This window comes from Stenotrophomonas sp. AS012628 (assembly GCF_010608305.1).
GTDB lineage: Bacteria > Pseudomonadota > Gammaproteobacteria > Xanthomonadales > Xanthomonadaceae > Stenotrophomonas > Stenotrophomonas geniculata.
The window spans coordinates 288,011-310,073 of record NZ_VMBJ01000001.1 but is presented as its reverse complement, the minus strand read 5'-3'; the positions used below and the strand labels follow the sequence as shown (position 1 = coordinate 310,073).

The window sequence follows — 22,063 nt, the reverse complement described above, 5'->3', positions numbered from 1 at the left end:
ACCCTCCCCACCCTCCAGGTCCAGGCCTCCCAGCCCTCGCGCATCGACACCCGGGTCACTGTCGACAACCCACAGGCGCAGAACCGCACCCTCGGCGGGCTGCTCGAACACGTCTCCGGCGTGCAGAGCAGCGCCTTCGGGCCAAACGCGGGCGCTCCGGTCATCCGCAGCCTCAGCGGCAACCGCGTGCAGATCCTGCAGGACGGCCAGTCCATCCTCGGCATGAACGCGATCAGCGGCGACATCAACATTCCGTTCGATCCGCTGTTCGTACGCAGTGTGACCGTCAACAAGTCCTCCGACACCGTGCGCTACGGCGGCAATGCGATCGGAGGCAGCGTGGAGATCGATCCGGGCCTGATCTCGCGCAGCATGGAAGACAAGGACCAGTCGATGGAACTGGTCCTGCGCAAGGGCTTCAATGCCGCCGACGCGCAGGGCTTCCGCATGAACTTCAACAACCAGCGGAACCTCTCGACCAACCTGCAGGTCTCTCGCCAGCGCATCTCGCACTACGACATCCCCGGCAACAGCAAGGCCAGTGTCTGCAACACCCGACTGTTTCCGCCGACCGGCGGCGTCAACTCGGCGCTGGCCGACAGCTGCCAGAAGGAGGCGCGCGTCCAGCAGATCTACAACAAGGCCTCGCAACCTTACATCGACCAGTTCATGACCGAGAACCCGGACTGGGCCGATGGTGATTTCTCGTTCTACACCAACAACCCGACTTCGGTCTGGCAGCGCCGTACCTATATCAATCCGGTCAATCCGGCCTATGTCGCCGGCACGCCGTCATACGTACAGAAGCAGATCAACAATGATGTGACGCCCGATTACCATCACCGGTTGGGCAACAGTTACGCGCGCAATTCGCAGGTGGCGTTCGGGTCGACCCTGTTCTTCGACCGTGGTTACGTGGGTGTCAGCATCGATGCCAAGGACAGCGAATACGGCGTGCCCGGGTTCTCGATGCAGAACCTGTCGTTCGGTTCCAACTACGCCAACGCATTGCCGGTGGGCGTGGTGATCAAGCAGGAACGCTACGCACTGGAAGCCCTGTTACGCGACCCGCTGCCGTGGTTCGAGCGCGCCGAACTGCGTGTCTCCAAGCTGGACAACGCCTCCGGCGAACGGCTGGGTGCTTCCAAGGCCAACGACTACGATTTCGAGAGCACCCAGGCCGAACTGCTGCTGAGCCATCAGCGTGTCGGTCCGCTCAGCGGCCTGCTCGGTTACAGCCACCAGTCGCGCGATGTCACCGGCAGCGGCTCGCTGCGCTACCTGCCTGACGTCGACACCCGCAGCAACGCGGTGTTCCTGAAGGAGACGCTGGACTTCGGCTGGGCCAGTTTCGACGCTGGCGTGCGCCACGAGCGCATTGACCATGACCTGCAACCAAGCCGCTTCAAGACCGCGCGCAATGCCGCCAACACGAAACTGCAGGATCGTTCCTACCGGCTCAACAGCTACGGCCTGGGTTCGTACGTCGAGCTCGGTCCGTTGTTCGCCGCCAAGGTGCGCTACTCGTCCTCGCAGCGCGCACCGGAGATCAATGAGTTGTATGCGAGCAACGCGCACTACTCGGTGATGACCCAGGAAGAAGGCAACCAGAACCTCGAGCCAGAGCGCGCGAAAAACCTGGAGCTGACCGGCCTGTTCCATATCGGAGGGTTCGAACTGTCGGCCACCGCGTATCGGATGAAGTACGAGAACTATCTGTACCTGGGTTACTCGGGCGTGCAGACCGCCAACCGCCTGCCGCTGAAATACTGGAAGCAGACCGACACCACGGTGAAGGGCTTCGAGATCGACGCATCGCAGGCCCTGGACCTTGGCCGCTATGGCACGTTGAACATCTCCGCCTTCGCCGACCTGGTGAAGAACAAGGCCGATCACCCCGATTCGCTGCGTGCCCACAACGACGGCGAGTACCTGCCGAACATGCCGACCAACCGCTACGGCGCCAATCTGCAGTGGCAACGCGAGGGTTGGAAGGCGCAGCTGTCCAGCACCTACTACGACACGCAGAAGTACCTCGGCCGCAACGTCAGCGAGGAAGTGCCACTGGATGCCTTCAACCTGGTCGACCTGCAGGTCAGCCGTGAGCTGCCGGTACGCAACAGCTACATCGCCGGCATGGAGGTGTTCGTCAACGGCAGCAATCTGCTCAATGAAGAAGCACGCCCGCACAACTCGCCGTTGAAGTACATCGCGCCGTTGCCGGGGCGTGGTTTCCAGGTGGGGGTGACGGTGAGGCTCTGACGGTCAACCGATGGCGCCGCCCGCGGTTCGATGAACTGCGGGCTCGGCGTAGTGGCGGCAACGTTGCGCTTCAAACCCGGTCTGATCCACCATCAGCAGAAAATGGAGATGGGAATGAACTGGATGCGCCCCCTGTCACTTGGCCTGTTGCTGTGCCTGTCATCCGGCGCCAACGCGGCCTCCGCCATCGTCTACGACGACGATGGCCGCTACGGCTACGCCATGAACCACAGCACGCTGTCGGCTGCGATGCAGCGCGCACTGCAGCACTGCGCCGTTCGGTCCCGCAACTGTGCGCAGACTGCCACGACCACCGCGGTGGGATATTCGGCGATCGCTACCGGCACCGTCGCCATGGGCTTTGCACTTGGGGAAAAGACGGCGGACGCCGCACAACGCAAAGCGGAAAGAATGTGCAGGCAACGTGCCAATGACTGCACACTGGCAATTCTCTGGCGCGAAACGCCAAGCGGCATTGCGCCGCCCGCTCATCCGGGTCATGCGGTGCCGGAGCCCAGGCTCTATTCCTCGCCCGAAGTCGGGCAGGACGCGGCTGGCACCACCCACTAGGCCTGCACAACGCCGGTGCGGCGCAGCCGTGTATTACCGCGTTGAACAAAGAAAAACGCCTGCAGATCGAGGATCTGCAGGCGCTTCTTTGTATCTGGCGGAGTGAGAGGGATTCGAACCCTCGATAGAGCTTTTGACCCTATACTCCCTTAGCAGGGGAGCCCCTTCGGCCACTCGGGCATCACTCCGGGGTTTTCTCCGCGTCTGGTGCGTTGCACCTCAGCGGGGCGTGAATCATAACGTTAATCGAGTGCGAAGGTAAAGCGTTATTCGGCAGAATTTTCGCTACCGGTGCCACCGGCTTCATCACCACGCTGGATGCGCTGATAGATCTCTTCGCGATGCACAGCGACGTCCTTCGGCGCGGTGATGCCGATACGCACCTGGTTACCCTTGACGCCAAGCACGGTGACGCTCACCGAGTCACCGATCATCAGGGTTTCGCCGACGCGGCGAGTCAGGATCAACATTTTTGTAAGTCTCCATGGAACCGTGTGGAAGGGTATCCCCCACCGGCTTGACGCTCCGTCAAGAAGCGCTACCACGACAAAGGGAAAAGATTCGCAATGGTACCGTCAGCCGTCCCGCTCCTACAAGGAGGGGGACGGCCAGGTTCATCACAGGCGGGGGCTGACCCATTCGACGACTGCAGCCAGCGCAGTGGCAAGGGCGGGCCCGTCCTCGCCACCACCCTGGGCGAGGTCCGGGCGTCCGCCGCCCTTGCCCCCGATCTGACTGGCGATATGGGACAACAGTTCCCCGGCCTTGACCTTGCCCATTGCACTGCCGTTCACACCCGCAACCAGGGCAGCCTTGCCGTCCTGGGCACCGGCCAGCACGATCACCGCATCGCCCAGCTGCTGCTTCAGGCGGTCCATGGCGTCACGCAGGGCCTTGGCATCGAAGCCCTCCAGGCGGGCAGCCAGCACCTTCACGCCGGCAACCTCGACAGCCTGGCCGGACAGGTCGGCCGTGGCACCGGCGGCGACCTTGGCCTTCACGGCCTCCAGCTCGCGCTCCAGCAGCTTCTGGCGCTGGCCAAGGGCACGGATCTTCTCGACCACGTCGGCAGCGCTGCCACCGAGCAGGTCGGCCGCCTCGGCCAGGCGGGCCTCTTCGGCGTCCACGTAGTCCAGGGCGCCCTGGCCGGTGACCGCTTCGATACGGCGCACGCCAGCCGAGACACCGCCCTCGGAGGTGATCTTGAACAGGCCGATGTCGCCGGTGCGGTTGACGTGGGTACCGCCGCACAGCTCGGTGGAGTAGTCACCCATCTTCAGCACGCGCACGTGCTCACCGTACTTTTCGCCGAACAGGGCCATGGCGCCGAAGTCCAGCGCTTCCTGCATGCCCATGTTGTGCACTTCGGCAGCGTTGTTCGCGCGCACCTGCTGGTTGACCTTGCGCTCGATCACAGCCAGCTCTTCCGCGCTGATCGGCTGGAAGTGCGAGAAGTCGAAACGCAGGCGGTCCGGAGCGACCAGCGAGCCCTTCTGCTGCACGTGGGTGCCCAGCACTTCGCGCAGGGCGGCATGCAGCAGATGGGTGGCCGAGTGGTTGAGGATGGTGGCGCCGCGGCGCTCGCCATCGACCTGGCCGGACAGCACGTCGCCGACCTTCAGGCCGCCGTCGGACAGGGTGCCGACGTGGCCATGGAACTGGCCGGCGAACTTCTGGGTATCGTCCACCGCCAGGCGCACTCCGTTGCCGGTCAGCACGCCGGTGTCGCCGACCTGGCCACCGGATTCGGCGTAGAACGGGGTCTGGTCGGTGATCACGATGACTGCGTCACCGGCATCGGCCGACTGCACCGGACGACCGTCCTTCAGCACGGCCAGCACGGTCAGGCCGTCGGCCTGCAGGCGGTCGTAGCCGAGGAACCGGGTCGGGCTCAGGGTCGCCACCAGCTCGGCCGGCAGGGTCACGCCGCCACCGAACTTGCCGGCCGCACGTGCGGTTTCGCGCTGCTGTTCCATCGCAGCATCGAAGCCGGCGATGTCGACGGTCAGGTCGCGCTCGCGGGCGATGTCCTGGGTCAGGTCGAGCGGGAAGCCATAGGTGTCGTACAGGCGGAAGGCGTCAACGCCCGGGATCACGCCATTGCTGGCCTTGCCCGCGACGTCTTCGAAGATCTTCATGCCGGCGTCGAGGGTTTCAGCGAAACGCTCCTCCTCGGCCTGCAACGCACGGGTGACGGTATCCACCGCTGCCGGCAGTTCCGGATAGGCCTCGCCCATCTGCTCGACCAGGGTCGGCACCAGCTTGCTGAAGAACGGCTGGCGCACACCCAGCATCCAGCCATGGCGCAGGGCGCGGCGGATGATACGGCGCAGCACATAGCCACGGCCTTCGTTGGAAGGCAGCACGCCATCGACGATCAGGAACGAACAGGCACGGATGTGATCGGCGATCACACGCAGCGACTTGTTTTCCAGGTCGGCGGTGCCGGTCAGCTCGGAGGCCTTACGGATCAGGGCCTGGAACAGGTCGATCTCGTAATTGGTGTGCACGTGCTGCAGGATCGCCGCCAGGCGCTCCAGGCCCATGCCGGTATCCACGCACGGCGCCGGCAGCGGCACCAGGGTACCGTCGGGCTGGCGGTCGAACTGCATGAACACCAGGTTCCAGATCTCGATGAAGCGGTCACCGTCTTCATCCGGAGAACCCGGGGGGCCACCGGCGATATGGTCGCCGTGGTCGTAGAAGATCTCGGTGCACGGGCCACAGGGGCCGGTGTCAGCCATCTGCCAGAAGTTGTCCGAAGCGAACGGCGCGCCCTTGTTGTCACCGATGCGCACGATGCGCGCTTCCGGAATGCCGACCATGTCGCGCCACAGTTCGTAGGCTTCGTCATCGGTCTGGTAGACGGTAACCAGCAGGCGCTCGGCCGGCAGCTTCCAGACCTGGGTCAGCAGTTCCCAGGCCCAGGCGATCGCGTCCTTCTTGAAGTAGTCGCCGAAGGACCAGTTACCCAGCATTTCGAAGAAGGTGTGGTGGCGTGCGGTGTAGCCGACCTGGTCGAGGTCGTTGTGCTTGCCGCCGGCGCGCAGGCAGCGCTGGACGTCGGCCGCGCGCACATAGCTGCGCTTCTCCGCACCAAGGAACACGTCCTTGAACTGCACCATGCCGGAGTTGGTGAACAGCAGGGTCGGATCATTGCCCGGCACCAGCGGCGCCGACGGCACGATGGTGTGGCCTTTGCCCTTGAAGAATTCAAGGAAGTCGCTGCGGATCTGGGAAGTCGTGAATTTGGCGGATGCGTTCATTGGGGGGCTGGCAGTCTGCGGGCCGGCGGGCCCGGACCACCGGCCGCATTGGCCAGGGTCGCGAGGGACCGCCGAAAACCTAAAGGGTATCAGGCCCGGCGCCGCCAGTCTCAGTCATCCGGGTCGTAGCGGGTCGCGCGGCGGATGCTGTCGCCGTCGAAGCCGCGTCGGGCCAGCAGATCGGCGGCCTTGCGCCGCTGCGTCAGGTCCTGCGGGCCGGCCTCGCCAAAGCGTCGGCGGACCAGGTCACGGGCGTTTTCCTGCCAGTCGCCTTCGTAGCTGTCCATCGCCGCGGCAATCGCGGCACTATCCAGGCCGTGGGTCCCCAGCTCGGCGCGGACATGGATCGGCCCATAGCCGGTGTTGGCACGCATCCGCACCAGATTCTCGGCAAAACGGGTGTCGTCCTGCCAGCCGGCCTCGGTGAGCTTGGCGACAGCCGCCTGCGCCGCATCGTCTTCGATGCCGCGTGCGGTCAGCTTGCGGGTGAGTTCCTTGCGCGAGTGCTCGCGGCGTACCAGCAGGCCCAGCGCCCGTTGCACGGGGGTCTGCTCACGCGGCCGGCGTTTGCGACCGTTGGGAATGTCGTCGGCGTCGGACATGCGTACTCCAAGGGTGGCGCCATCCGTGGCGCCCAGCCCCTCCCTGGGCGATTCGAACCTGCGGGACAGGGCGACGTCACTGACGGCGCCGCCCTGCCCCACAGCAAGCTTTACTCGTCGTCGCCTTCGTCGTCGCCTTCCTCACGGCTGGCTTCGGTCGGCTGGAACTTCTCGCGCAGCTCGGCTTCGAGCTTCGCAGCAACTGTCGGGTTGTCGCGCAGGTAACCGCGGGCGTTGTCCTTGCCTTGGCCGATGCGTTCTTCGCCGTAGCTGTACCAGGCACCGGCCTTCTCGACCAGCTTGGCATCCACACCCATGTCGATCAGCTCGCCCTCGCGGCTGATGCCCTCGCCGTACAGGATCTCGGTGATGACCTGCTTGAACGGAGGCGCCAGCTTGTTCTTGACGACCTTGATCTTGGTCTGGTTGCCGATGATCTCGTCACCCTTCTTGATCGCGCCGATACGGCGGATGTCCAGGCGCACCGAGGCATAGAACTTCAGCGCGTTGCCGCCGGTGGTGGTTTCCGGGCTCTGGCCCGGCATCATCACACCGATCTTCATGCGCAGCTGGTTGATGAAGACCACCAGGGTGTTGGAGCGCTTGATGTTGCCGGTCAGCTTGCGCAGCGCCTGGCTCATCAGGCGGGCCTGCAGGCCCGGCAGCTGATCGCCCATCTCGCCTTCGATTTCGGCCTTCGGGGTCAGTGCGGCGACCGAGTCGATCACCAGGATATCGACCGAACCCGAGCGGACCAGCATGTCGGCGATTTCCAGCGCCTGCTCACCGGTATCCGGCTGCGACAGCAGCAGGTCGTCCACGTTCACGCCCAGCTTGGCGGCGTAGATCGGGTCCAGCGCGTGCTCGGCGTCGATGAAGGCCGCGGTGCCGCCCATCTTCTGGCATTCGGCGATGGCCTGCAGGGTCAGCGTGGTCTTGCCCGAGGATTCCGGCCCGTAGATCTCGACGACACGGCCCTTCGGCAGACCGCCGATGCCCAGTGCGATGTCGAGCATCAGCGAACCGGTCGGGATGGCTTCGACGGGCTCGACCACGCGGTCGCCCATGCGCATCACCGAGCCCTTGCCGAACTGCTTTTCGATCTGGCCCAGAGCTGCAGCGAGGGCGCGCTTCTTGTTCTCGTCCATCGGTTGGGTCCTTGCAGAGGTCGTGTCGTTGGAGGTGCTGTCTTTGGGGGTCTTCTTTGCCATGGGCTCACTTTAAGTCGGACGTATCGCACAGGCTGAGATTCTGCCCGGCGCTCTGAAAAGAATTATCGGACATCCGTACCAACCTCAGTGGAACCAGAGAATCGCCACAAAAGACCGCGGGGTAATGCGCTATGGAACGGGTCAACGGTTGGGTCGCAACAGGCCGCAATAGAGGCCTTCGATCGAGAAGTCCTGGTCCGGTTGCACCTCGATCGGCTTGTAGTCGGGGTTGCGCGGCAGCAGGCGGATACGATCCTTGGCGATCTTCAGCAGCTTGACGGTGATCTCGTCATCGATGCGGGCCACCACGATCTGCCCGGAATGGGCGTCGCGGGTGCGGTGCACGCCGATCAGGTCACCGTCGAAGATGCCCTCGTCGATCATCGAATCGCCCTGCACCTTCAGCAGGTAGTCCGGCGCCGGCGAGAAGAACACCCGGTCCAGCACCACGAAATCGTCCGAGCCGATATCGGCGCCGATCGGCAGGCCCGCCGCAACCCGGCCGAGCACCGGCAGGCGCAGCACGCTGTCGGGCAGGCCTGGCTCGGCCAGCTTCTCGACCGGCGGCGCCTGCACCAGCCGGATGCCGCGGGCCTGGCCGGGGATGCGACGGATCGCACCGGCCTGCTCCAGGGCCTCCAGGTGGTACTGGGCCGCGCGCACGCCCTTGAAGCCGAACGCACGTGCGATTTCAGTCTGCGACGGCGGTGCGCCTTCGCTCTCGATACGCTCGGCGATCAACTGCAGGATCGCCTGCTGGGTGTCGGTCAGGTCCATGATTAGTAGTATTACTACTAACTCACAGGACTGCAAGTGCCGGAGACGACACGGCGACATCTGTAGTACCGAGCCGTGCTCGGCAATGTGGCGAATGGCCGGGCTGACCTGGGCGAGAGCAGCCGAGCATGGCTCGGCTCTACAGGAATCGCTGCGGCAAGCACACTAGTTGTGCTTGCCGCTTCTCCAGATCGAGAACAGGATCCACACACCGCAGAAGCCGGCGCCGATGAAGCCGCAGACCCCCAGCGCCAGCAGCCAGCGGCTGGAGACGCCGCCGACGCTGTGCATCACGATCGACGAGCCGATGATCAGCGCAGCAGTGACGATGCCCATCACCAGCCGGTTCGCCGCACGGTTCACCTGCTCGCCGAAGCCCTGCAGCGCGCTGGTTTCCACCTTCAGCTGCAGCCGCCCACGGCGCGCCGCCTGCACCAGCTTGCGCAGGTCGCGGGGCAGCTCACCGGCGAAGTCGACCAGGCCCAGCAGGCTGCGCCGGCCGCGCTTGAGCAGCGCCCTGGGCGCATAGCGCTGCAGCACCACGCGCTCCAGGAACGGGCGCGCGGCGCTGGCCATGTCGAAATCGGGGTCCAGCTGGCGGCCCATGCCTTCCAGAGTCAGGAAGGCCTTGATCATCAGTGCCAGATCGGCCGGCAGGGTCAGGCTGTAGCTGCGCAGCAGCTGGGTGATGTCGCCCAGCATCAGGCCGATGCGCAGATCCTTCAGCGGCACACCACGGTACTGATCGACGAACTGGCTGATGTCGTGCTGCAGCCGGTTCTCGTCAACCTCGACACCGCCGGCCCAGTCCAGCAGCACGTCAGCCACGCCCTGCGGATCCTGCTCGACCAGCCCGTGCAGCAGCTGCGCAACCTGGAAACGCCGTACTTCCGACAAGGCGCCGACCATGCCGAAATCGATCACGCCGATGCGGCCGTCACGCAGGTAGATGATGTTGCCGGGGTGCGGGTCGGCGTGGAAGCTGCCGTCCTCCAGCACCATCTTCAACACGATGTCGGCGCCACGCCGTGCCAGCTCGCGGCGGTCCAGCCCGGCCGCATCGACACCGGCCAGGTCTCGGCCGGGAATGCCGTCAACGAAATCCTGCACGTTCAGGCTCTCGCAGGTCCACTGCCAGTGCACGCGGGGAATCAGGATGTCATCACGACCATTGAAGTTGCGCGCGATGCGCTCGGCATTGCGGCATTCGGCGGCGAAATCCAGCTCGCGGCGCAGCGACACGGTGAACTGCTGCACGACTTCGGCCGGGCGGTAACGACGCAGATCCGGCAGTCGGGCCTCGACGATCTCGGCCAGGCGGGCCAGCAGCCGCAGGTCGGCCTCGACCACATCGCGGATGCCGGGGCGCCGCACCTTCAGCACCACCTCGCGACCGTCATGCAGGCGCGCACGATGGGCCTGCGCCAGCGAGGCGGCCGCCATCGGGGTTTCGTCGAGGAACGCGAACACGTCCTGCGGAGACGCACCAAGATCGGCTTCGAGCTGCTCGCGGATGTCCGCATACGGCAGCGCAGGTACCGCGTTCTGCAGTTCGGACAGCTCGGCGATCCATTCCGGTGGCAGCAGGTCGACGCGCGTCGCCAGCACCTGGCCGAGCTTGACGAAGGTCGGGCCGAGATCCTGCATCGCGCTGCGCACGCGCACCGGTGCGGTCATCCGCAGCAGCTCCTGGCGGTCCTCGTTCCAGTGCAGCAGGCGCCCTGCCCGCTCCAGCGTGGTGGCCAGGCCGATGCGCCGCACCACGTCGCCGAAGCCATAGCGGATCAGGACAACGGCGATTTCCTGCAGTCGGCCCAGGTCACGGACCGTGCCCAGCGTTTCCCACATCATGCGTGCTCCGGACGATTACCGGAGCAGCATGTCACAGCTGGGCGTCGATACCGCGCAATGCCGCCGCCACGGTTTGCCGGCGGATGGCTTCGCGGTCGCCATCGAACTGGAACAGCTCGGCGCGGGCGTAGCCGCCACGGCGCTTCCAGCCGATCCAGACACTGCCCACCGGCTTGTCCGGGCTGCCGCCGCCGGGGCCGGCGATACCGGTCACCGCCACCGCGATGCCGGCACCAGAATTGACCAGCGCGCCGGAGACCATTTCCAGCACGGTTTCGCGGCTGACCGCACCGAACTGCTCCAGGGTCTGCGCACGTACGCCCAGCAGGCGCTGCTTGGCCTCGTAGCTGTAGACCACCATGCCGCAGTCGAAGAACGCCGAGGAACCGGCGATGTCGGTCATGCACTTGGCGATCCAGCCACCACTGCAGCTTTCAGCGGTCACCAGCTGCAGCGAGGCCTGCTGCAGGCGCTGCCCGAGCGCGGCGGACTGGGCGTTGAGTTCAGCGTCGGTGGGGATGGACATCGGCATGACGGTGGGATGAAGAGCCTGCACGTTGTACCGCAGATGACAGGCTGATGTCGCGCGCCGCCGCGATAGCAGTCGCCGAGCATGGCCCGGCGCTGCCTCACCACTCCGGCAGCTTCTCCGGCAGCAGCGCCCGGATCGGTGCGCCGTCGGCACTGGCGGCCAGCTTTTCGGCTTCGGCGATCGGCAGGTCGACCTGCAGCAGCCAGCCTTCCTCGTCGGCCTGCTCACTGCGGATCACTTCCAGCTGGTGCAGGCGCGCGCGCAGGCGGCCCGCATCCGGCGGCAGGCGCAGTTCGCCGGTGACGTGCTGCAGTCCCAGGCGCTTGCCCAGCACCGCCTGCAGCAGGTCCAGGCCCTGCCCGTCACGCGCGGAAATCCACACCCGCTCGCGGCGCGACTCGTCCGGGATACCGTCCTGGCCGTCGTGACGGACGTCGGCGCCTTCAATGCGGTCGATCTTGTTGAACACCAGCAACTGCGGCAGATCACCGGCACCGACTGCGGTCAGTACCTCGTCCACCTGGGCGATGCGCTCCTCGCGGTGCGGATCGGCGGCGTCGACCACGTGCAGCAGGAAATCGGCCTCGCGTGCCTCCGACAGCGTCGAGCGGAAGGCGGCAACCAGGTCATGCGGCAGGTCACGGACGAAACCGACAGTGTCGGCCAGCACCACGTTGCCACCGGGCACCGCGATGCGGCGCACGGTCGGGTCCAGCGTGGCGAACAGCTGGTCGGCGGCATAGGCCTCGGCGCCGGTCATGGCGTTGAACAGGGTCGACTTGCCAGCGTTGGTGTAGCCCACCAGGGCCACGCGCGGCAGCTCGCTGCGCACACGCGCACGGCGCATCTGGGTACGCTGCACCTCGACCTTTTCCAGGCGCTTCTGCAGCTGCTCGACCCGCTTCTGCAGCAGGCGCCGGTCGGTTTCCAACTGGGTTTCACCCGGGCCGCGCAGGCCGATCGAACCGCCGCGCTGGCGCTCCAGGTGGGTCCAGCCGCGCACCAGCCGCGTGGCCAGGTGACGCAGCTGCGCCAGCTCGACCTGCAGCTTGCCCTCGTGGCTGTGCGCACGCTGGGCAAAGATGTCCAGGATCAGGCCGGTACGGTCGATCACCCGGCGCTCCAGGAACCGTTCCAGGTTGCGCTCCTGGCCCGGGCTCAATGCATGGTTGACCAGGATCAGGTCGGCACCGCTGGCATCGGCCGCGGCCTTGATCTCGTCCAGCTTGCCGCTGCCGATCAGGGTCGACGGATTCGGACGGTCCAGGCGCGCGGTGATCGTCGCGGCAATGCTGGCCCCAGCCGAGCGGGCCAGATCACCGAATTCTTCCAGCACATCGTCTTCCAGCCTGCCGAAATGGGGCTGGATCAACAGGGCGTGTTCGCCCTTTTTCGAGCGGTCAAACATTCACCGCTCCGGTATTACTCGTCTGCTTCATCACCTGCCTGACCACCTTCACCCGACTGCACGTAACCACCGCCCGGACCGACCTTCACGTTGCGTGCCGGAACGACCGTGGAAATGGCGTGCTTGTAGACCATCTGACTGACCGTGTTGCGCAGCAGGACCACGAACTGGTCGAACGACTCGATTGTGCCCTGCAGCTTGATGCCGTTGACCAGGTACACCGAAACCGGCACGCGTTCGCGCCGCAGTGCGTTCAAGAAAGGATCCTGCAGCGATTGCCCCTTGGACATTGCACACTCCTGATTATTGTTCTTATTGGGTTGCCGACGGTTGCCACGGCCCCCGAGCCGCCCGCCGACCGATGATGTTACACGGCTGGCGGGGGTTCAGCGTGCGACGAAGGTCGACACCGCGCCGGCCAGGCGCTCCCTGTCCATATGGGGGTCGAACCAGCGCGCATCAAGCTCGCCACGCAGCCAGGTCAGCTGGCGCTTGGCCAGCTGGCGGGTGGCGAAGATCGCCTTGTCACGGAAACGGGCGGCATCGCCCTCGCCGTCGAGGTATTCCCAGGCTTGGCGGTAGCCGACCGCACGCACCGCCGGCAGGTCCAGCGGCGCCGTCACGGCGGCCATTTCCGGCATTGCACGCAGTGCCCGCACCTCGTCCAGAAAGCCCTGCGCCAGCATGGCGTCGAAGCGGGCCTCGATGCGCTGGTGCAGGACGGCGCGGTCACGCGGGGCCAGGATCAGTTTGAGGGTGCGTACCGGCAACGGCGCCACGCCCGGCCGACGCTGCCATTCGGTGATGGGGGTACCGGTCAGGCGGTAGACTTCCAGCGCCCGCTGGATGCGTTGCGGGTCGGTGGCATGGATGCGCGCGGCCGCTGCCGGATCGACCTCGGCCAGCTCCGCATGCAGTGCCGCCCAACCACGCTCGGCCGCCTCGGCGCTGAGCGCCTCGCGCATTACCGGGTCAGCCTCCGGCATCGGCGACAGGCCCTGCAGCAGGGCCCGGAAGTACAGCCCCGTACCACCTGCCAGGATCGGCGTTTTGCCACGCGCCACGATGTCGGCCACGACCCGGCTGGCATCGGCCGCGAACTCGGCCGCCGAATAGGTCTGCCACGGATCGCGCAGGTCCAGCAGATGATGCGGCGCCTGCGCACGCTCGGCGGCGTCGGGCTTGGCCGAACCAATATCCAGATACCGGTAGACCAGCGCCGAATCGACGCTGACGATCTCGCCGTCCAGTTGCCGCGCCAGGGCGATCGCCGTGGCGGTCTTGCCACTGGCAGTCGGCCCCATCACGGCGATCGCCAGCGGCCGCCGGTCGATGCCCATCAGTCTTCGTCCGGCCAGCGGATCGACGGCGTGGCATCGGCACGCGGCGTCGGCACGGCGTCGACGGCCTGCCAGATCTTCAGCGCATCAACGGTGGCCGCCACGTCATGCACGCGCACGATGCGCGCACCGCGCTGCACCGCGATCAGATGTGCGGCCACCGACGCCGCGACCCGCTCGGATGGCGTGTCGCGGCCGGTCAGTTCGCCCAGGCTGCGTTTGCGCGACAGGCCAGCCAACATCGGCACGCCCAGTTCCAGGAAGCGTTCCGAGCGCGCCAGCAGGGTCATGTTGTGGGCGGTGCTCTTGCCGAAGCCGAAACCGAGGTCGATCAGCAGGTTCTTCTTCGCGATACCTGCCATCTCGGCGGCGAACAGGCGCTGCACCAGGAAACCGTGCACCTCGGCGACCACGTCGCTGTAGTGTGGATCTGCCTGCATGTGGCCCGGTTCGCCCTGCATGTGCATCAGCACCACCGGCACGCCGGTTTCAGCGGCGGCGTCCAGCGCCCCGTCCTGACGCAGGCCGAAGATGTCGTTGATCATGCCGGCGCCAGCGGCCACCGCCGCGCGCATCACCTCCGGCTTGAAGGTGTCGATGCTGATCGGCACCTGGGTGCGGGCGGCCAGCTGCTCGATCACCGGAATCACCCGGCGCAGCTCATCCTCGATCGACACCGGCGCAGCGCCCGGGCGGGTCGATTCGCCGCCGATGTCGAGCAGGTCGGCGCCCTCCTCGACCAGCTTCAGACCGTGGGCGACGGCCGCCTCGGTGGTGTCGTGCGCGCCGCCATCGGAGAACGAGTCCGGGGTGACGTTGACGATGCCCATGACCTGGGCACGGTCGAGGCGCAGGATGCGGCCGGCGCAGTCGAGCTGGGGCGAGGTATCGAACATGGGCAATCCTGCTGGGACAACGAAAGGTAGTTTAGTTCGGCAGGGCGGCGCCCTGCACCCGCAGAGGCCAGAGCGACAGCAACAGCCGGAGCAACAGCGGGTTCACTGAAGAATGGCGGGGTGGGTCCGGTTGCGGGGGCCGCTGCAAGTACGTCCATGTAAGCTCGGTCGCCGCATCCATGCGGCTCACGCCCCCTCAACCGGACCCACCCCGCCTTCGACAGATTTCCGCGATCTGTTGGAACGACTATTGGGGTCAGATCCGTTTTCCTCCGGAAAACGGATCTGACCCCATATTGATTTCGACATCTGACAGAGATTCATCCATGCATGACGTGGATCTACGTGTCGACCAAGGTCGACACCTACCAACAGCTCCCGGAATCTGTCAGAGGTGGGGCGGTGTCGGAGTGCGGGGTGTCAGCCGCATGGATGCGGCTGCCAAGCCTCCATGGACGGATTTACGGCGTCCCCGCACTCCGACACCGCCCCGCCAAACCACGGAATGCACGCTGTTGCTGTTGCTGTTGCTGTTGCTGTTGCTTTGGCTCGTAGCAGGTGCAGGGCGCAGCCCTGCCGATACCCCTCAACGGCGGCGGCGCTTGCGATCCACGTACAGGGTCCTGGCGATGCTCAGCACGATGCCAACGGCGATACCCACCACGCAGCCCAGCAGCAGATTGTCGGCCCCCAGGCCCACACCCACGCCGACCACGGTGGCGATGACCATTTCGGCGGTGTGGGAAATCGGTTCGGGCTTCGGGGCGGACATGCGGGCTCCAGCGTCAGATCGGTTCTTCAGGATGGGCCGATGGCCCATAAACAACGAAGCCGGGTTACCCCGGCCTCGTCTGGTGTCACGTGCAGCGGGCCGTCAGTGCGATTCGGCCGGGCCTGCGATCGGCGGCAGCGGGCGGGCGTCGCCGCCCTTGTCGTTGCCACCATCCTTGTTCGACTTGCTCCAGCCGGCCGGCGGCGGCGGATCGCGGCCTTCCATGATGGCGTCGATCTGCGGCGCGTCGATCGTCTCGTACTGCAGCAGCAGCTGGGACATCGCGTGCAACTTGTCCAGGTTGGCCGTCATCAGCTCGGTGGTGCGCGCGTAGGCTTCGTCGAGGATGTTGCGCACTTCCTCGTCGATGCGGCGCGCGGTGTCGTTGGACACGCTCTTGTGCTGGGTGACCGAGCGCCCCAGGAACACCTCGTCATCTTCTTCGCCATAGGCGATCGGGCCGAGCTGGTCGGACAGGCCCCACTTGGTGACCATGTTGCGGGCCATCTTGGTGGCGCGTTCGATGTCGTTGGAAGCGCCCGTGGTGACCTTGTCGGCACCGAAGATCAGCTCCTCCGCCACACGACCACCGTACAGCGAGCACAGCTGCGACTTGATCGCCACGCGATTCATCGAGTACTTGTCGCCTTCCGGCAGGTACATGGTCACACCCAGCGCACGGCCGCGCGGAATGATGGTGACCTTGTAGACCGGGTCGTGCTCGGGCACCAGGCGGCCGACGATGGCGTGACCGGCCTCGTGGTAGGCGGTGAGCGTCTTCTCTTCTTCGCTCATGGCCATCGAGCGGCGCTCGGCACCCATCAGGATCTTGTCGCGGGCACGGTCGAAGTGGTCCATGCGGACTTCCTTCTCGTTGCCACGCGCAGCGAACAGGGCGGCCTCGTTGCAGAGGTTGGCCAGGTCGGCGCCGGAGAAGCCCGGGGTACCGCGCGCGATCACCATTGGCTCGACATCGTCGGCCAGGGGCAGCTTGCGCATGTGGACCTTCAGGATGTGCTCGCGGCCCTTCACGTCCGGCAGGCCGACCACGACCTGGCGGTCGAAACGGCCCGGGCGCAGCAGCGCCGGGTCCAGCACGTCCGGACGGTTGGTCGCGGCGATCACGATCACGCCTTCGCCGCCTTCAAACCCGTCCATCTCGACCAGCAGCTGGTTCAGGGTCTGCTCGCGCTCGTCGTGACCGCCGCCCAGGCCGGCGCCACGGTGGCGACCGACGGCGTCGATTTCGTCGATGAAGATGATGCACGGCGCGTGCTTCTTGGCCTGCTCGAACATGTCGCGCACGCGGCTGGCGCCGACGCCGACGAACATTTCAACGAAGTCCGAACCGGAGATCGAGAAGAACGGCACCTTGGCTTCGCCGGCGATGGCCTTGGCCAGCAGCGTCTTGCCGGTACCCGGCGGGCCCACCATCAGCACGCCGCGCGGAATCTTGCCGCCCAGCTTGGTGAACTTGGACGGGTCACGCAGGAAGTCGACCAGTTCACCCACTTCTTCCTTGGCCTCGTCGCAGCCGGCGACGTCGGCGAAGGTGACCTTGATCTGGTCTTCGCCCTGCAACTTGGCGCGCGACTTGCCAAAGGACATCGCGCCCTTGGCACCGCCGCCCCCGCCCTGCATCTGGCGCATGATGAACAACCAGAAGCCGATGATCAGGATGACCGGCAGGAAATTCATCAGGATCGCGCCGAGGGAAATGCCGCTGGACGGCTCCTCCTGCACGATCTCCACGTTCTTGGTGCGCAGCACGTTGATCAGGTCACGATCGAACGGCGCGGTGATGGTGGACGACTGCCCACCGCGGGTGGTGTAGGTCAGCTGGCTGGTGCCGCCGCGCATGTCGCCGCCGAAGGCGACCTTCTGCACGTTGCCGCTGTCCACCTGGTCCAGGAACTGCGAATACGACGCGCCCTGCGCCCCGGCCCCGGAGGACTTGGGCGAGAAGCTCTGGAAGACCACCATCAGCACGACGGCGACGACCACCCATAGCAGGAGGTTCTTGGTCAAGTCGTTCATCCTCATTGGCTCCGGTGTTCCTCTCAGTGCTGGCGTTGCGTTGGGGTCGAACTTGCGTACGTTGCGAGCTTACTTCATGTGGGCGCGTTTTCCCTGACCCAAGGCATACACCTCGGGAGAGCGCTTGCGCGAGGCTTCCGGCTTGCGGATGGAGACTTTGTCGTACCGGCGGCGCATGTCGCGCACGTAGTCGTCAAAGCCCTCGCCCTGGAACAGCTTGATCAGGAATGCCCCACCGGTTTTCAGGTGGTTGTCGGCAAAATCCAGGGCCAGCTCCGCCAGGTGCATCATCCGCGGCTGGTCGACCGCGCCCACACCACTCTTATTGGGGGCCATGTCCGACAGCACAAGGTCTACCGGCTGATCCCCGAGCATGGCTTCAAACTGCGATAGAACGGCTTCTTCCCTGAAGTCACCATGAAGGAACTCGACGCCGGCCAGCGGCGGCATGTCCAGGATGTCCAGGGCCAGCACGCGGCCGGTGTCGCCGATCTGTCTCCGAACCTGCTGAGACCAGCCGCCCGGGGCCGCGCCGAGGTCGACCACCACCATGTGCGGCTTCAGCAACCGGTCACGTTCCAGCAGCTCTTCGAGCTTGTAGGCGGCGCGCGAACGCATGCCTTCGGCCTGGGCCTTCTTCACGAAGGGGTCGGAGAAGTGTTCCTTGAGCCAGCGCTGGCTGCTTTTGCTGCGGGTAGCCATTGAAAATAGGGGCTGATGGGGTCCTCATGATACCCTGATCGCCCCATTCAACCGTGTTTTCCTGCATGTCCATCGCCCTGACCGCTTCCCAGACCCGTTTCCTGCGCGGCCAAGCCCACGACCTGAAGGCCCTGCTGCAGACCGGCGGCAAGGGTGTGACCCCGGCCTTCATCGCTGAGCTGAACGAAGTGCTGGAGCGCCACGAGCTGGTCAAGGTGAAGGTCGCTGCCGAAGACCGCGACGCCCGTGACGTGATGATCGGCGAGATCGTCGAAGCCACCGAAAGCGCGCTGGTGCAGCGCATCGGCCACGTCGCCGTGCTGTACCGCCCGAGCAAGGAACAGCGACAGATCGTGCTGCCGCGCGGCTGATCGCCCTACTGCCATGCAGCTGAACCACGAACCGCCGGATTACGCCTACAGCCTGCGCGCCGCCGATGGCCGCTCGGCCCGGGTCAACGAGCTGGTGCTGGGCAGCAGCTTCTTCCTGACCCCGGACCAGCTGGTCGAGCGCTGGCCGGCGAAGCAGGCCACCGAACTGCAGCTGGCCGACCTGGAGCCCATCCTGGCGCTGAACCCGGCGCTGATCGTGCTCGGCACCGGTGACCGCCAGGTGTTCCCGCCGGCGGTGGTGATGGCTGCCTGCCTGTCACGCGGCATCGGCCTGGAAGTGATGAACAATCCGGCCGCCGCGCGCACCTTCAACATCCTGGCCGGCGAAGGCCGCAAGGTCGCCGCCGCCTTCATTCTCGAAGGCTGACGTGGCGTCGCCGGGCATGGCCCGGCAGTGCCCTGGATCACACCTACTCTGTAGCGCCCGAGCCCATGCTCGGGCGGCGCCGCGGCGCGGCGCGGAAAGCCGCCGGGCGTGGCCCGGCGCTACCCGATCACACGGTGATCAGCGTGCCGGCAGATACTGCTGCGGGTCGACCGGCTTGCCGTTGTAACGAATCTCGAAGTGGACCATGTCGCGGTTCGCACCGGTACGGCCCATCTCGGCGATCTGCTCGCCGGCCTTCACGCTCTGCCCTTCATTCACCAGGCGCTTGCGGTTGTGGCCATAGGCCGACAGCCACTGGTCGCTGTGCTTGATGATGATCAGCTCGCCGTAGCCGACCAGGCCGGCACCGGAATACACCACCACGCCATTGGCGGTGGCCTTGACCGCCTGGCCGCTGGTGCCGGCGATGTCCACGCCCTGCTTGGTCGCATCACCGGCCACGTAGCGGCCGACGATCGCGCCATCGGCTGGCCAGCGCCAGGCGATGTTGCTCTTGACCGGCCCGACCGGCGTTGGGGCCGGCGCGGTGCTGCCGCCACTGCTGCCAGCCGAACGCGGCGGGGTGACCACCGTGGTCGGCGCACGGCCGCTGGTGGCCCCCTGCGGATACAGGCGGATCACCTGGCCGGGGTAGATGGTCGACGGGTTGTCCAGACGATTCCAGGCAATCAGGTCGGCCGGGGTGATGTCATGGATGCGGGCCAGCGCATAGATGGTATCGCCCTTGCGCACCACCACGGTCTGCCCGGGCTTGGGCACCGAGGTCTTCGGCGTGGTCACGCCACCAGTGCTGCCGCCGCCCGGGCGGACCACGGTGGCGGTGCCGCAGGCGGCCAGGGTGGAAACCAGCAACGCCAGCGCGCCGATGCGCACTCCCTTGCTCAGACGATCAGGACTCATGCGAACTTCGACCTCCATACAAGCCAGGCGATCAGCACCACCACCAACGCGGTGGCGATCCAGCCCAGCGGTTCAATCCAGCGACGCAGTGCCGCTTCGGCACGCGCACCACCGATACGGATGACCGCAGCCAGCACGAACACGCGCTTGCCGCGACCGATCAGCATGCTCAGCAGGTACTGCGGCATCGGTACGCCGACGATACCCGATGCCCACGTGAAGACCTTCATCGGGATGGGCATGAATCCGCCCAGCACCAGGAAGGTGAACACCGCCCAGGGCGACTCGGCCATCTTCGCCTGCACGGTGATGATGCCCTGCTCGATCGCCGGCAGCATGCCCAGCGCTTCGAACAGCGGCTTGATCGCCTCGAAGGCGTAATGACCCAGTGCATATCCAACCAGCGCGCCGACCATCGAGCCGGCCAGGCTGAGGGTGGCGAACCACCAGCCGCGCTTGGGCTGGGCCACGCACATCGGCGCCAGCATCACCTCCGGCATCACCGGGAAGATGATCGCCTCGAAGAAGCTCAACACCGTCAGGTAGGTCGGCGCGCGTTCGTGCGCCGCCCACTTCATCGCCCGCTCGTACAGCGGCCCGAAAATCTTCATGCAACCCTGCTCCGTGGATTAGTCGAGCATGCCAGACAGCAGCGGCACGAACGTGACCGGCGCCAGCACGTGTTGTTCGATGCTGCCGTCGGCCTTGCGGTCGAGCTGTACCAGCGACTGCGCCCCTGGGCCACCGACCGGCGCCACCAGGCGGCCGCCCTCGGCCAGCTGCTCGATCAGGGCGTCGACCAGTGCCGGCGCCGCCGCAGTGACCACGATGGCGTCGAACGGACCGTGCTCGGCCCAACCGACGCGGCCGTCGTCATGCTTGGTGCGGATGTTCATGCCCAGCGCACGGAAGCGCTTGCGGGCCTGGCGCAGCAGATCGCCGATGCGCTCCACGGTGTAGACCTCCAGGCCCAGCGCACCGAGGATGGCGGCCTGGTAACCGGAACCGGTGCCGACTTCCAGCACCCGCTTCGGCGCGACCTGGAGCACCGCCTCGGTCATCCGCGCGACCACCCAGGGTTGCGAGATGGTCTGGCCGTGGCCGATCGGCAGCGCGGTGTCTTCATACGCGCGCGAGGCCAGTGCCTCGTCGATGAACAGATGGCGCGGCACCACCCGGATCGCGTTCAAGGTCGGCTCGTCGACGATCCCGGCTTCGCGAAGGCGGTCGACCAGGCGGTCACGCACGCGCTGCGAGGTCATGCCGATACCGACGGCTTCCGGTTGCAGGCGCAGGCGTGGGCTCATGCCGGCTGGTCCAGCGCCGCACTGAGGCCGCCAACCCAGCTGGCCACCTTCTCCAGTGCCTGGTAGCGGGTCAGGTCGACCTGGATCGGGGTGATGGAGATGTGGCCGGTGCGCACCGCATGGAAGTCGGTGCCGGGACCGGAGTCCTGCTCACGACCAGCCGGGCCGATCCAGTACACCTCGTTGCCGCGCGGGTCCTTCTGCGCGATGCAGCCTTCTGCACGATGGCGGTTGCCGAGGCGGGTGACCTCGAAGCCCTTGACCTCGCTCCACGGCAGATCCGGCACGTTGACGTTGAGGATGGTGTCAGCCGGCAACGGATCGGCCTTGAGCCGGGCGACGATCTCCACCGCGGCGCGCGCAGCAGTCTCGAAGTGCTTCGGATCGTGGTTGCGGGTGACCAGCGAGACCGCCACCGCCGGCAGGCCGAGGAAGCGGCCTTCCATCGCCGCCGAGACGGTGCCGGAATAGATCACGTCATCGCCGAGGTTGGCGGCGTTGTTGATGCCGGACACGACAATGTCGGGTTCGAACTCGAGCAGCCCGGTCAGCGCAAGGTGCACGCAGTCGGTCGGGGTGCCGGCCACCGAGACGGTGTAATGGTCGATGCGCTTGAGGCGGATCGGCAGGTCCAGGGTCAGCGAATTGCTGGCGCCGGAGCGATCGCGGTCGGGTGCCACCACCGTGACTTCGTGTCCGGCCTCGCGCAGCACCGAAGCAAGCATCCGGATGCCTGCGGCGTCGACGCCATCGTCGTTACTGACCAGGATTCGCATCTTCGATTTAACCGCTTGATTTTCCAAGAATTCGATTCCATCACCGTGCAGTGTGGGCGGGACCGTCGTACTCC

22 protein-coding genes and 1 tRNA gene are annotated in these 22,063 nt (G+C 66.0%); 4 read left to right on the top strand and 19 right to left on the bottom strand.

Annotated elements, in window-relative coordinates; all coding sequences use genetic code 11:
* Both G5A07_RS01470 and G5A07_RS01465 read left to right on the top strand, forming a co-directional pair.
* Positions 1 to 2,262, top strand: a 2,262-nt coding sequence (locus G5A07_RS01470; protein ID WP_126559393.1) for a TonB-dependent receptor, incomplete at its 5' end; no start/stop codon positions are given.
* A 114-nt stretch (positions 2,263 to 2,376) separates the two neighbouring features.
* Positions 2,377 to 2,832 carry a DUF4189 domain-containing protein gene (locus G5A07_RS01465; RefSeq protein WP_032953406.1) on the top strand — a complete coding sequence of 152 codons (456 nt, stop codon included), beginning with the start codon at positions 2,377 to 2,379 and terminating at the stop codon, positions 2,830 to 2,832.
* Positions 2,833 to 2,927: 95 nt separating this feature from the next.
* Here G5A07_RS01465 and G5A07_RS01460 read toward each other — a convergent pair.
* The 15 genes from G5A07_RS01460 to rlmE all read right to left on the bottom strand — a co-directional run bounded on the left by G5A07_RS01460 (position 2,928) and on the right by rlmE (position 18,226).
* A tRNA-Ser gene (locus G5A07_RS01460) sits at positions 2,928 to 3,020 on the bottom strand.
* Between the two features lie 78 nt (positions 3,021 to 3,098).
* A complete protein-coding gene (gene csrA, locus G5A07_RS01455; protein ID WP_004152909.1) occupies positions 3,099 to 3,302 on the bottom strand; it encodes a carbon storage regulator CsrA in 204 nt (67 codons plus the stop codon).
* A gap of 147 nt (positions 3,303 to 3,449) precedes the next feature.
* Entirely contained in the window at positions 3,450 to 6,098 is a 2,649-nt protein-coding gene (gene alaS, locus G5A07_RS01450) for an alanine--tRNA ligase (RefSeq protein WP_010484254.1), read from the bottom strand.
* A gap of 110 nt (positions 6,099 to 6,208) precedes the next feature.
* Entirely contained in the window at positions 6,209 to 6,700 is a 492-nt protein-coding gene (gene recX, locus G5A07_RS01445; protein ID WP_049412637.1) for a recombination regulator RecX, read from the bottom strand.
* 110 nt (positions 6,701 to 6,810) lie between these two features.
* On the bottom strand, positions 6,811 to 7,848 hold the full coding sequence (recA, locus tag G5A07_RS01440; protein WP_010484252.1) for a recombinase RecA: 1,038 nt from the start codon (positions 7,846 to 7,848) through the stop codon (positions 6,811 to 6,813).
* 204 nt (positions 7,849 to 8,052) lie between these two features.
* Positions 8,053 to 8,688 (bottom strand): transcriptional repressor LexA, encoded by a 636-nt coding sequence (gene lexA, locus G5A07_RS01435; RefSeq protein ID WP_010484251.1) that lies wholly within the window; start codon positions 8,686 to 8,688, stop codon positions 8,053 to 8,055.
* A 165-nt stretch (positions 8,689 to 8,853) separates the two neighbouring features.
* Positions 8,854 to 10,536, bottom strand: a complete 1,683-nt coding sequence (gene ubiB, locus G5A07_RS01430; protein WP_191862441.1) for a 2-polyprenylphenol 6-hydroxylase — start codon at positions 10,534 to 10,536, stop codon at positions 8,854 to 8,856.
* A 34-nt stretch (positions 10,537 to 10,570) separates the two neighbouring features.
* A complete protein-coding gene (locus G5A07_RS01425; RefSeq protein WP_010484249.1) occupies positions 10,571 to 11,065 on the bottom strand; it encodes a nicotinamide-nucleotide amidohydrolase family protein in 495 nt (164 codons plus the stop codon).
* Positions 11,066 to 11,168: 103 nt separating this feature from the next.
* Positions 11,169 to 12,479 carry a ribosome rescue GTPase HflX gene (gene hflX, locus G5A07_RS01420; RefSeq protein ID WP_191862415.1) on the bottom strand — a complete coding sequence of 437 codons (1,311 nt, stop codon included), beginning with the start codon at positions 12,477 to 12,479 and terminating at the stop codon, positions 11,169 to 11,171.
* Positions 12,480 to 12,493: 14 nt separating this feature from the next.
* Positions 12,494 to 12,769: an RNA chaperone Hfq gene (gene hfq / locus G5A07_RS01415; RefSeq protein WP_004152891.1), complete on the bottom strand. Its 276-nt coding sequence runs from the start codon at positions 12,767 to 12,769 to the stop codon at positions 12,494 to 12,496.
* A gap of 96 nt (positions 12,770 to 12,865) precedes the next feature.
* Entirely contained in the window at positions 12,866 to 13,819 is a 954-nt protein-coding gene (gene miaA, locus G5A07_RS01410; RefSeq protein ID WP_049412635.1) for a tRNA (adenosine(37)-N6)-dimethylallyltransferase MiaA, read from the bottom strand.
* Positions 13,819 to 14,715 carry a dihydropteroate synthase gene (gene folP / locus G5A07_RS01405; protein WP_191862413.1) on the bottom strand — a complete coding sequence of 299 codons (897 nt, stop codon included), beginning with the start codon at positions 14,713 to 14,715 and terminating at the stop codon, positions 13,819 to 13,821. The genes miaA and folP overlap by 1 nt, the downstream gene beginning before the upstream one ends.
* Positions 14,716 to 15,301: 586 nt before the next feature.
* On the bottom strand, positions 15,302 to 15,487 hold the full coding sequence (locus tag G5A07_RS01400; protein WP_005416039.1) for a hypothetical protein: 186 nt from the start codon (positions 15,485 to 15,487) through the stop codon (positions 15,302 to 15,304).
* 102 nt (positions 15,488 to 15,589) lie between these two features.
* Complete coding sequence (gene ftsH, locus G5A07_RS01395; RefSeq protein ID WP_043402105.1) at positions 15,590 to 17,524, bottom strand: ATP-dependent zinc metalloprotease FtsH; 1,935 nt, start codon at positions 17,522 to 17,524, stop codon at positions 15,590 to 15,592.
* Positions 17,525 to 17,593: 69 nt separating this feature from the next.
* Positions 17,594 to 18,226, bottom strand: a complete 633-nt coding sequence (gene rlmE, locus G5A07_RS01390) for a 23S rRNA (uridine(2552)-2'-O)-methyltransferase RlmE (protein WP_005409014.1) — start codon at positions 18,224 to 18,226, stop codon at positions 17,594 to 17,596.
* A 65-nt stretch (positions 18,227 to 18,291) separates the two neighbouring features.
* On the opposite strand from rlmE, the gene yhbY reads away from it, so the two are divergent.
* Together yhbY and G5A07_RS01380 are read left to right on the top strand one after the other, a co-directional pair.
* A complete protein-coding gene (gene yhbY / locus G5A07_RS01385; protein WP_004152868.1) occupies positions 18,292 to 18,597 on the top strand; it encodes a ribosome assembly RNA-binding protein YhbY in 306 nt (101 codons plus the stop codon).
* Positions 18,598 to 18,610: 13 nt separating this feature from the next.
* Positions 18,611 to 18,985 carry an Mth938-like domain-containing protein gene (locus tag G5A07_RS01380; RefSeq protein WP_191862411.1) on the top strand — a complete coding sequence of 125 codons (375 nt, stop codon included), beginning with the start codon at positions 18,611 to 18,613 and terminating at the stop codon, positions 18,983 to 18,985.
* Between the two features lie 138 nt (positions 18,986 to 19,123).
* On the opposite strand, the gene G5A07_RS01375 is transcribed toward G5A07_RS01380, so the two are convergent.
* Genes G5A07_RS01375 through surE form a run of 4 tightly spaced genes read right to left on the bottom strand, consistent with a single transcriptional unit; the run spans position 19,124 to position 21,989 of the window.
* On the bottom strand, positions 19,124 to 19,906 hold the full coding sequence (locus G5A07_RS01375) for a peptidoglycan DD-metalloendopeptidase family protein (protein ID WP_109813840.1): 783 nt from the start codon (positions 19,904 to 19,906) through the stop codon (positions 19,124 to 19,126).
* Positions 19,903 to 20,517, bottom strand: coding sequence for a YqaA family protein (locus G5A07_RS01370; protein ID WP_043402113.1), 615 nt, complete (start codon positions 20,515 to 20,517; stop codon positions 19,903 to 19,905). Before G5A07_RS01370 ends, G5A07_RS01375 begins: the two co-directional genes overlap by 4 nt.
* Before the next feature lie 18 nt (positions 20,518 to 20,535).
* Entirely contained in the window at positions 20,536 to 21,213 is a 678-nt protein-coding gene (locus G5A07_RS01365; protein WP_010485977.1) for a protein-L-isoaspartate(D-aspartate) O-methyltransferase, read from the bottom strand.
* Positions 21,210 to 21,989 (bottom strand): 5'/3'-nucleotidase SurE, encoded by a 780-nt coding sequence (gene surE / locus G5A07_RS01360; protein ID WP_010485979.1) that lies wholly within the window; start codon positions 21,987 to 21,989, stop codon positions 21,210 to 21,212. Before surE ends, G5A07_RS01365 begins: the two co-directional genes overlap by 4 nt.
* Positions 21,990 to 22,063 lie beyond the last annotated feature (74 nt).

What these genes read in the sequence shown, in the direction of transcription:
- G5A07_RS01465 (WP_032953406.1), top strand. Translation starts at nt 2,377, where the DNA reads ATGAACTGGATGCGCCCCCTGTCACTTGGCCTGTTGCTGTGCCTGTCA.
- csrA (WP_004152909.1), bottom strand. Translation starts at nt 3,302, where the DNA reads ATGTTGATCCTGACTCGCCGCGTCGGCGAAACCCTGATGATCGGTGAC.
- alaS (WP_010484254.1), bottom strand. Translation starts at nt 6,098, where the DNA reads ATGAACGCATCCGCCAAATTCACGACTTCCCAGATCCGCAGCGACTTC.
- recX (WP_049412637.1), bottom strand. Translation starts at nt 6,700, where the DNA reads ATGTCCGACGCCGACGACATTCCCAACGGTCGCAAACGCCGGCCGCGT.
- recA (WP_010484252.1), bottom strand. Translation starts at nt 7,848, where the DNA reads ATGGACGAGAACAAGAAGCGCGCCCTCGCTGCAGCTCTGGGCCAGATC.
- lexA (WP_010484251.1), bottom strand. Translation starts at nt 8,688, where the DNA reads ATGGACCTGACCGACACCCAGCAGGCGATCCTGCAGTTGATCGCCGAG.
- ubiB (WP_191862441.1), bottom strand. Translation starts at nt 10,536, where the DNA reads ATGTGGGAAACGCTGGGCACGGTCCGTGACCTGGGCCGACTGCAGGAA.
- G5A07_RS01425 (WP_010484249.1), bottom strand. Translation starts at nt 11,065, where the DNA reads ATGTCCATCCCCACCGACGCTGAACTCAACGCCCAGTCCGCCGCGCTC.
- hflX (WP_191862415.1), bottom strand. Translation starts at nt 12,479, where the DNA reads ATGTTTGACCGCTCGAAAAAGGGCGAACACGCCCTGTTGATCCAGCCC.
- hfq (WP_004152891.1), bottom strand. Translation starts at nt 12,769, where the DNA reads ATGTCCAAGGGGCAATCGCTGCAGGATCCTTTCTTGAACGCACTGCGG.
- miaA (WP_049412635.1), bottom strand. Translation starts at nt 13,819, where the DNA reads ATGGGCATCGACCGGCGGCCGCTGGCGATCGCCGTGATGGGGCCGACT.
- folP (WP_191862413.1), bottom strand. Translation starts at nt 14,715, where the DNA reads ATGTTCGATACCTCGCCCCAGCTCGACTGCGCCGGCCGCATCCTGCGC.
- G5A07_RS01400 (WP_005416039.1), bottom strand. Translation starts at nt 15,487, where the DNA reads ATGTCCGCCCCGAAGCCCGAACCGATTTCCCACACCGCCGAAATGGTC.
- ftsH (WP_043402105.1), bottom strand. Translation starts at nt 17,524, where the DNA reads ATGAACGACTTGACCAAGAACCTCCTGCTATGGGTGGTCGTCGCCGTC.
- rlmE (WP_005409014.1), bottom strand. Translation starts at nt 18,226, where the DNA reads ATGGCTACCCGCAGCAAAAGCAGCCAGCGCTGGCTCAAGGAACACTTC.
- yhbY (WP_004152868.1), top strand. Translation starts at nt 18,292, where the DNA reads ATGTCCATCGCCCTGACCGCTTCCCAGACCCGTTTCCTGCGCGGCCAA.
- G5A07_RS01380 (WP_191862411.1), top strand. Translation starts at nt 18,611, where the DNA reads ATGCAGCTGAACCACGAACCGCCGGATTACGCCTACAGCCTGCGCGCC.
- G5A07_RS01375 (WP_109813840.1), bottom strand. Translation starts at nt 19,906, where the DNA reads ATGAGTCCTGATCGTCTGAGCAAGGGAGTGCGCATCGGCGCGCTGGCG.
- G5A07_RS01370 (WP_043402113.1), bottom strand. Translation starts at nt 20,517, where the DNA reads ATGAAGATTTTCGGGCCGCTGTACGAGCGGGCGATGAAGTGGGCGGCG.
- G5A07_RS01365 (WP_010485977.1), bottom strand. Translation starts at nt 21,213, where the DNA reads ATGAGCCCACGCCTGCGCCTGCAACCGGAAGCCGTCGGTATCGGCATG.
- surE (WP_010485979.1), bottom strand. Translation starts at nt 21,989, where the DNA reads ATGCGAATCCTGGTCAGTAACGACGATGGCGTCGACGCCGCAGGCATC.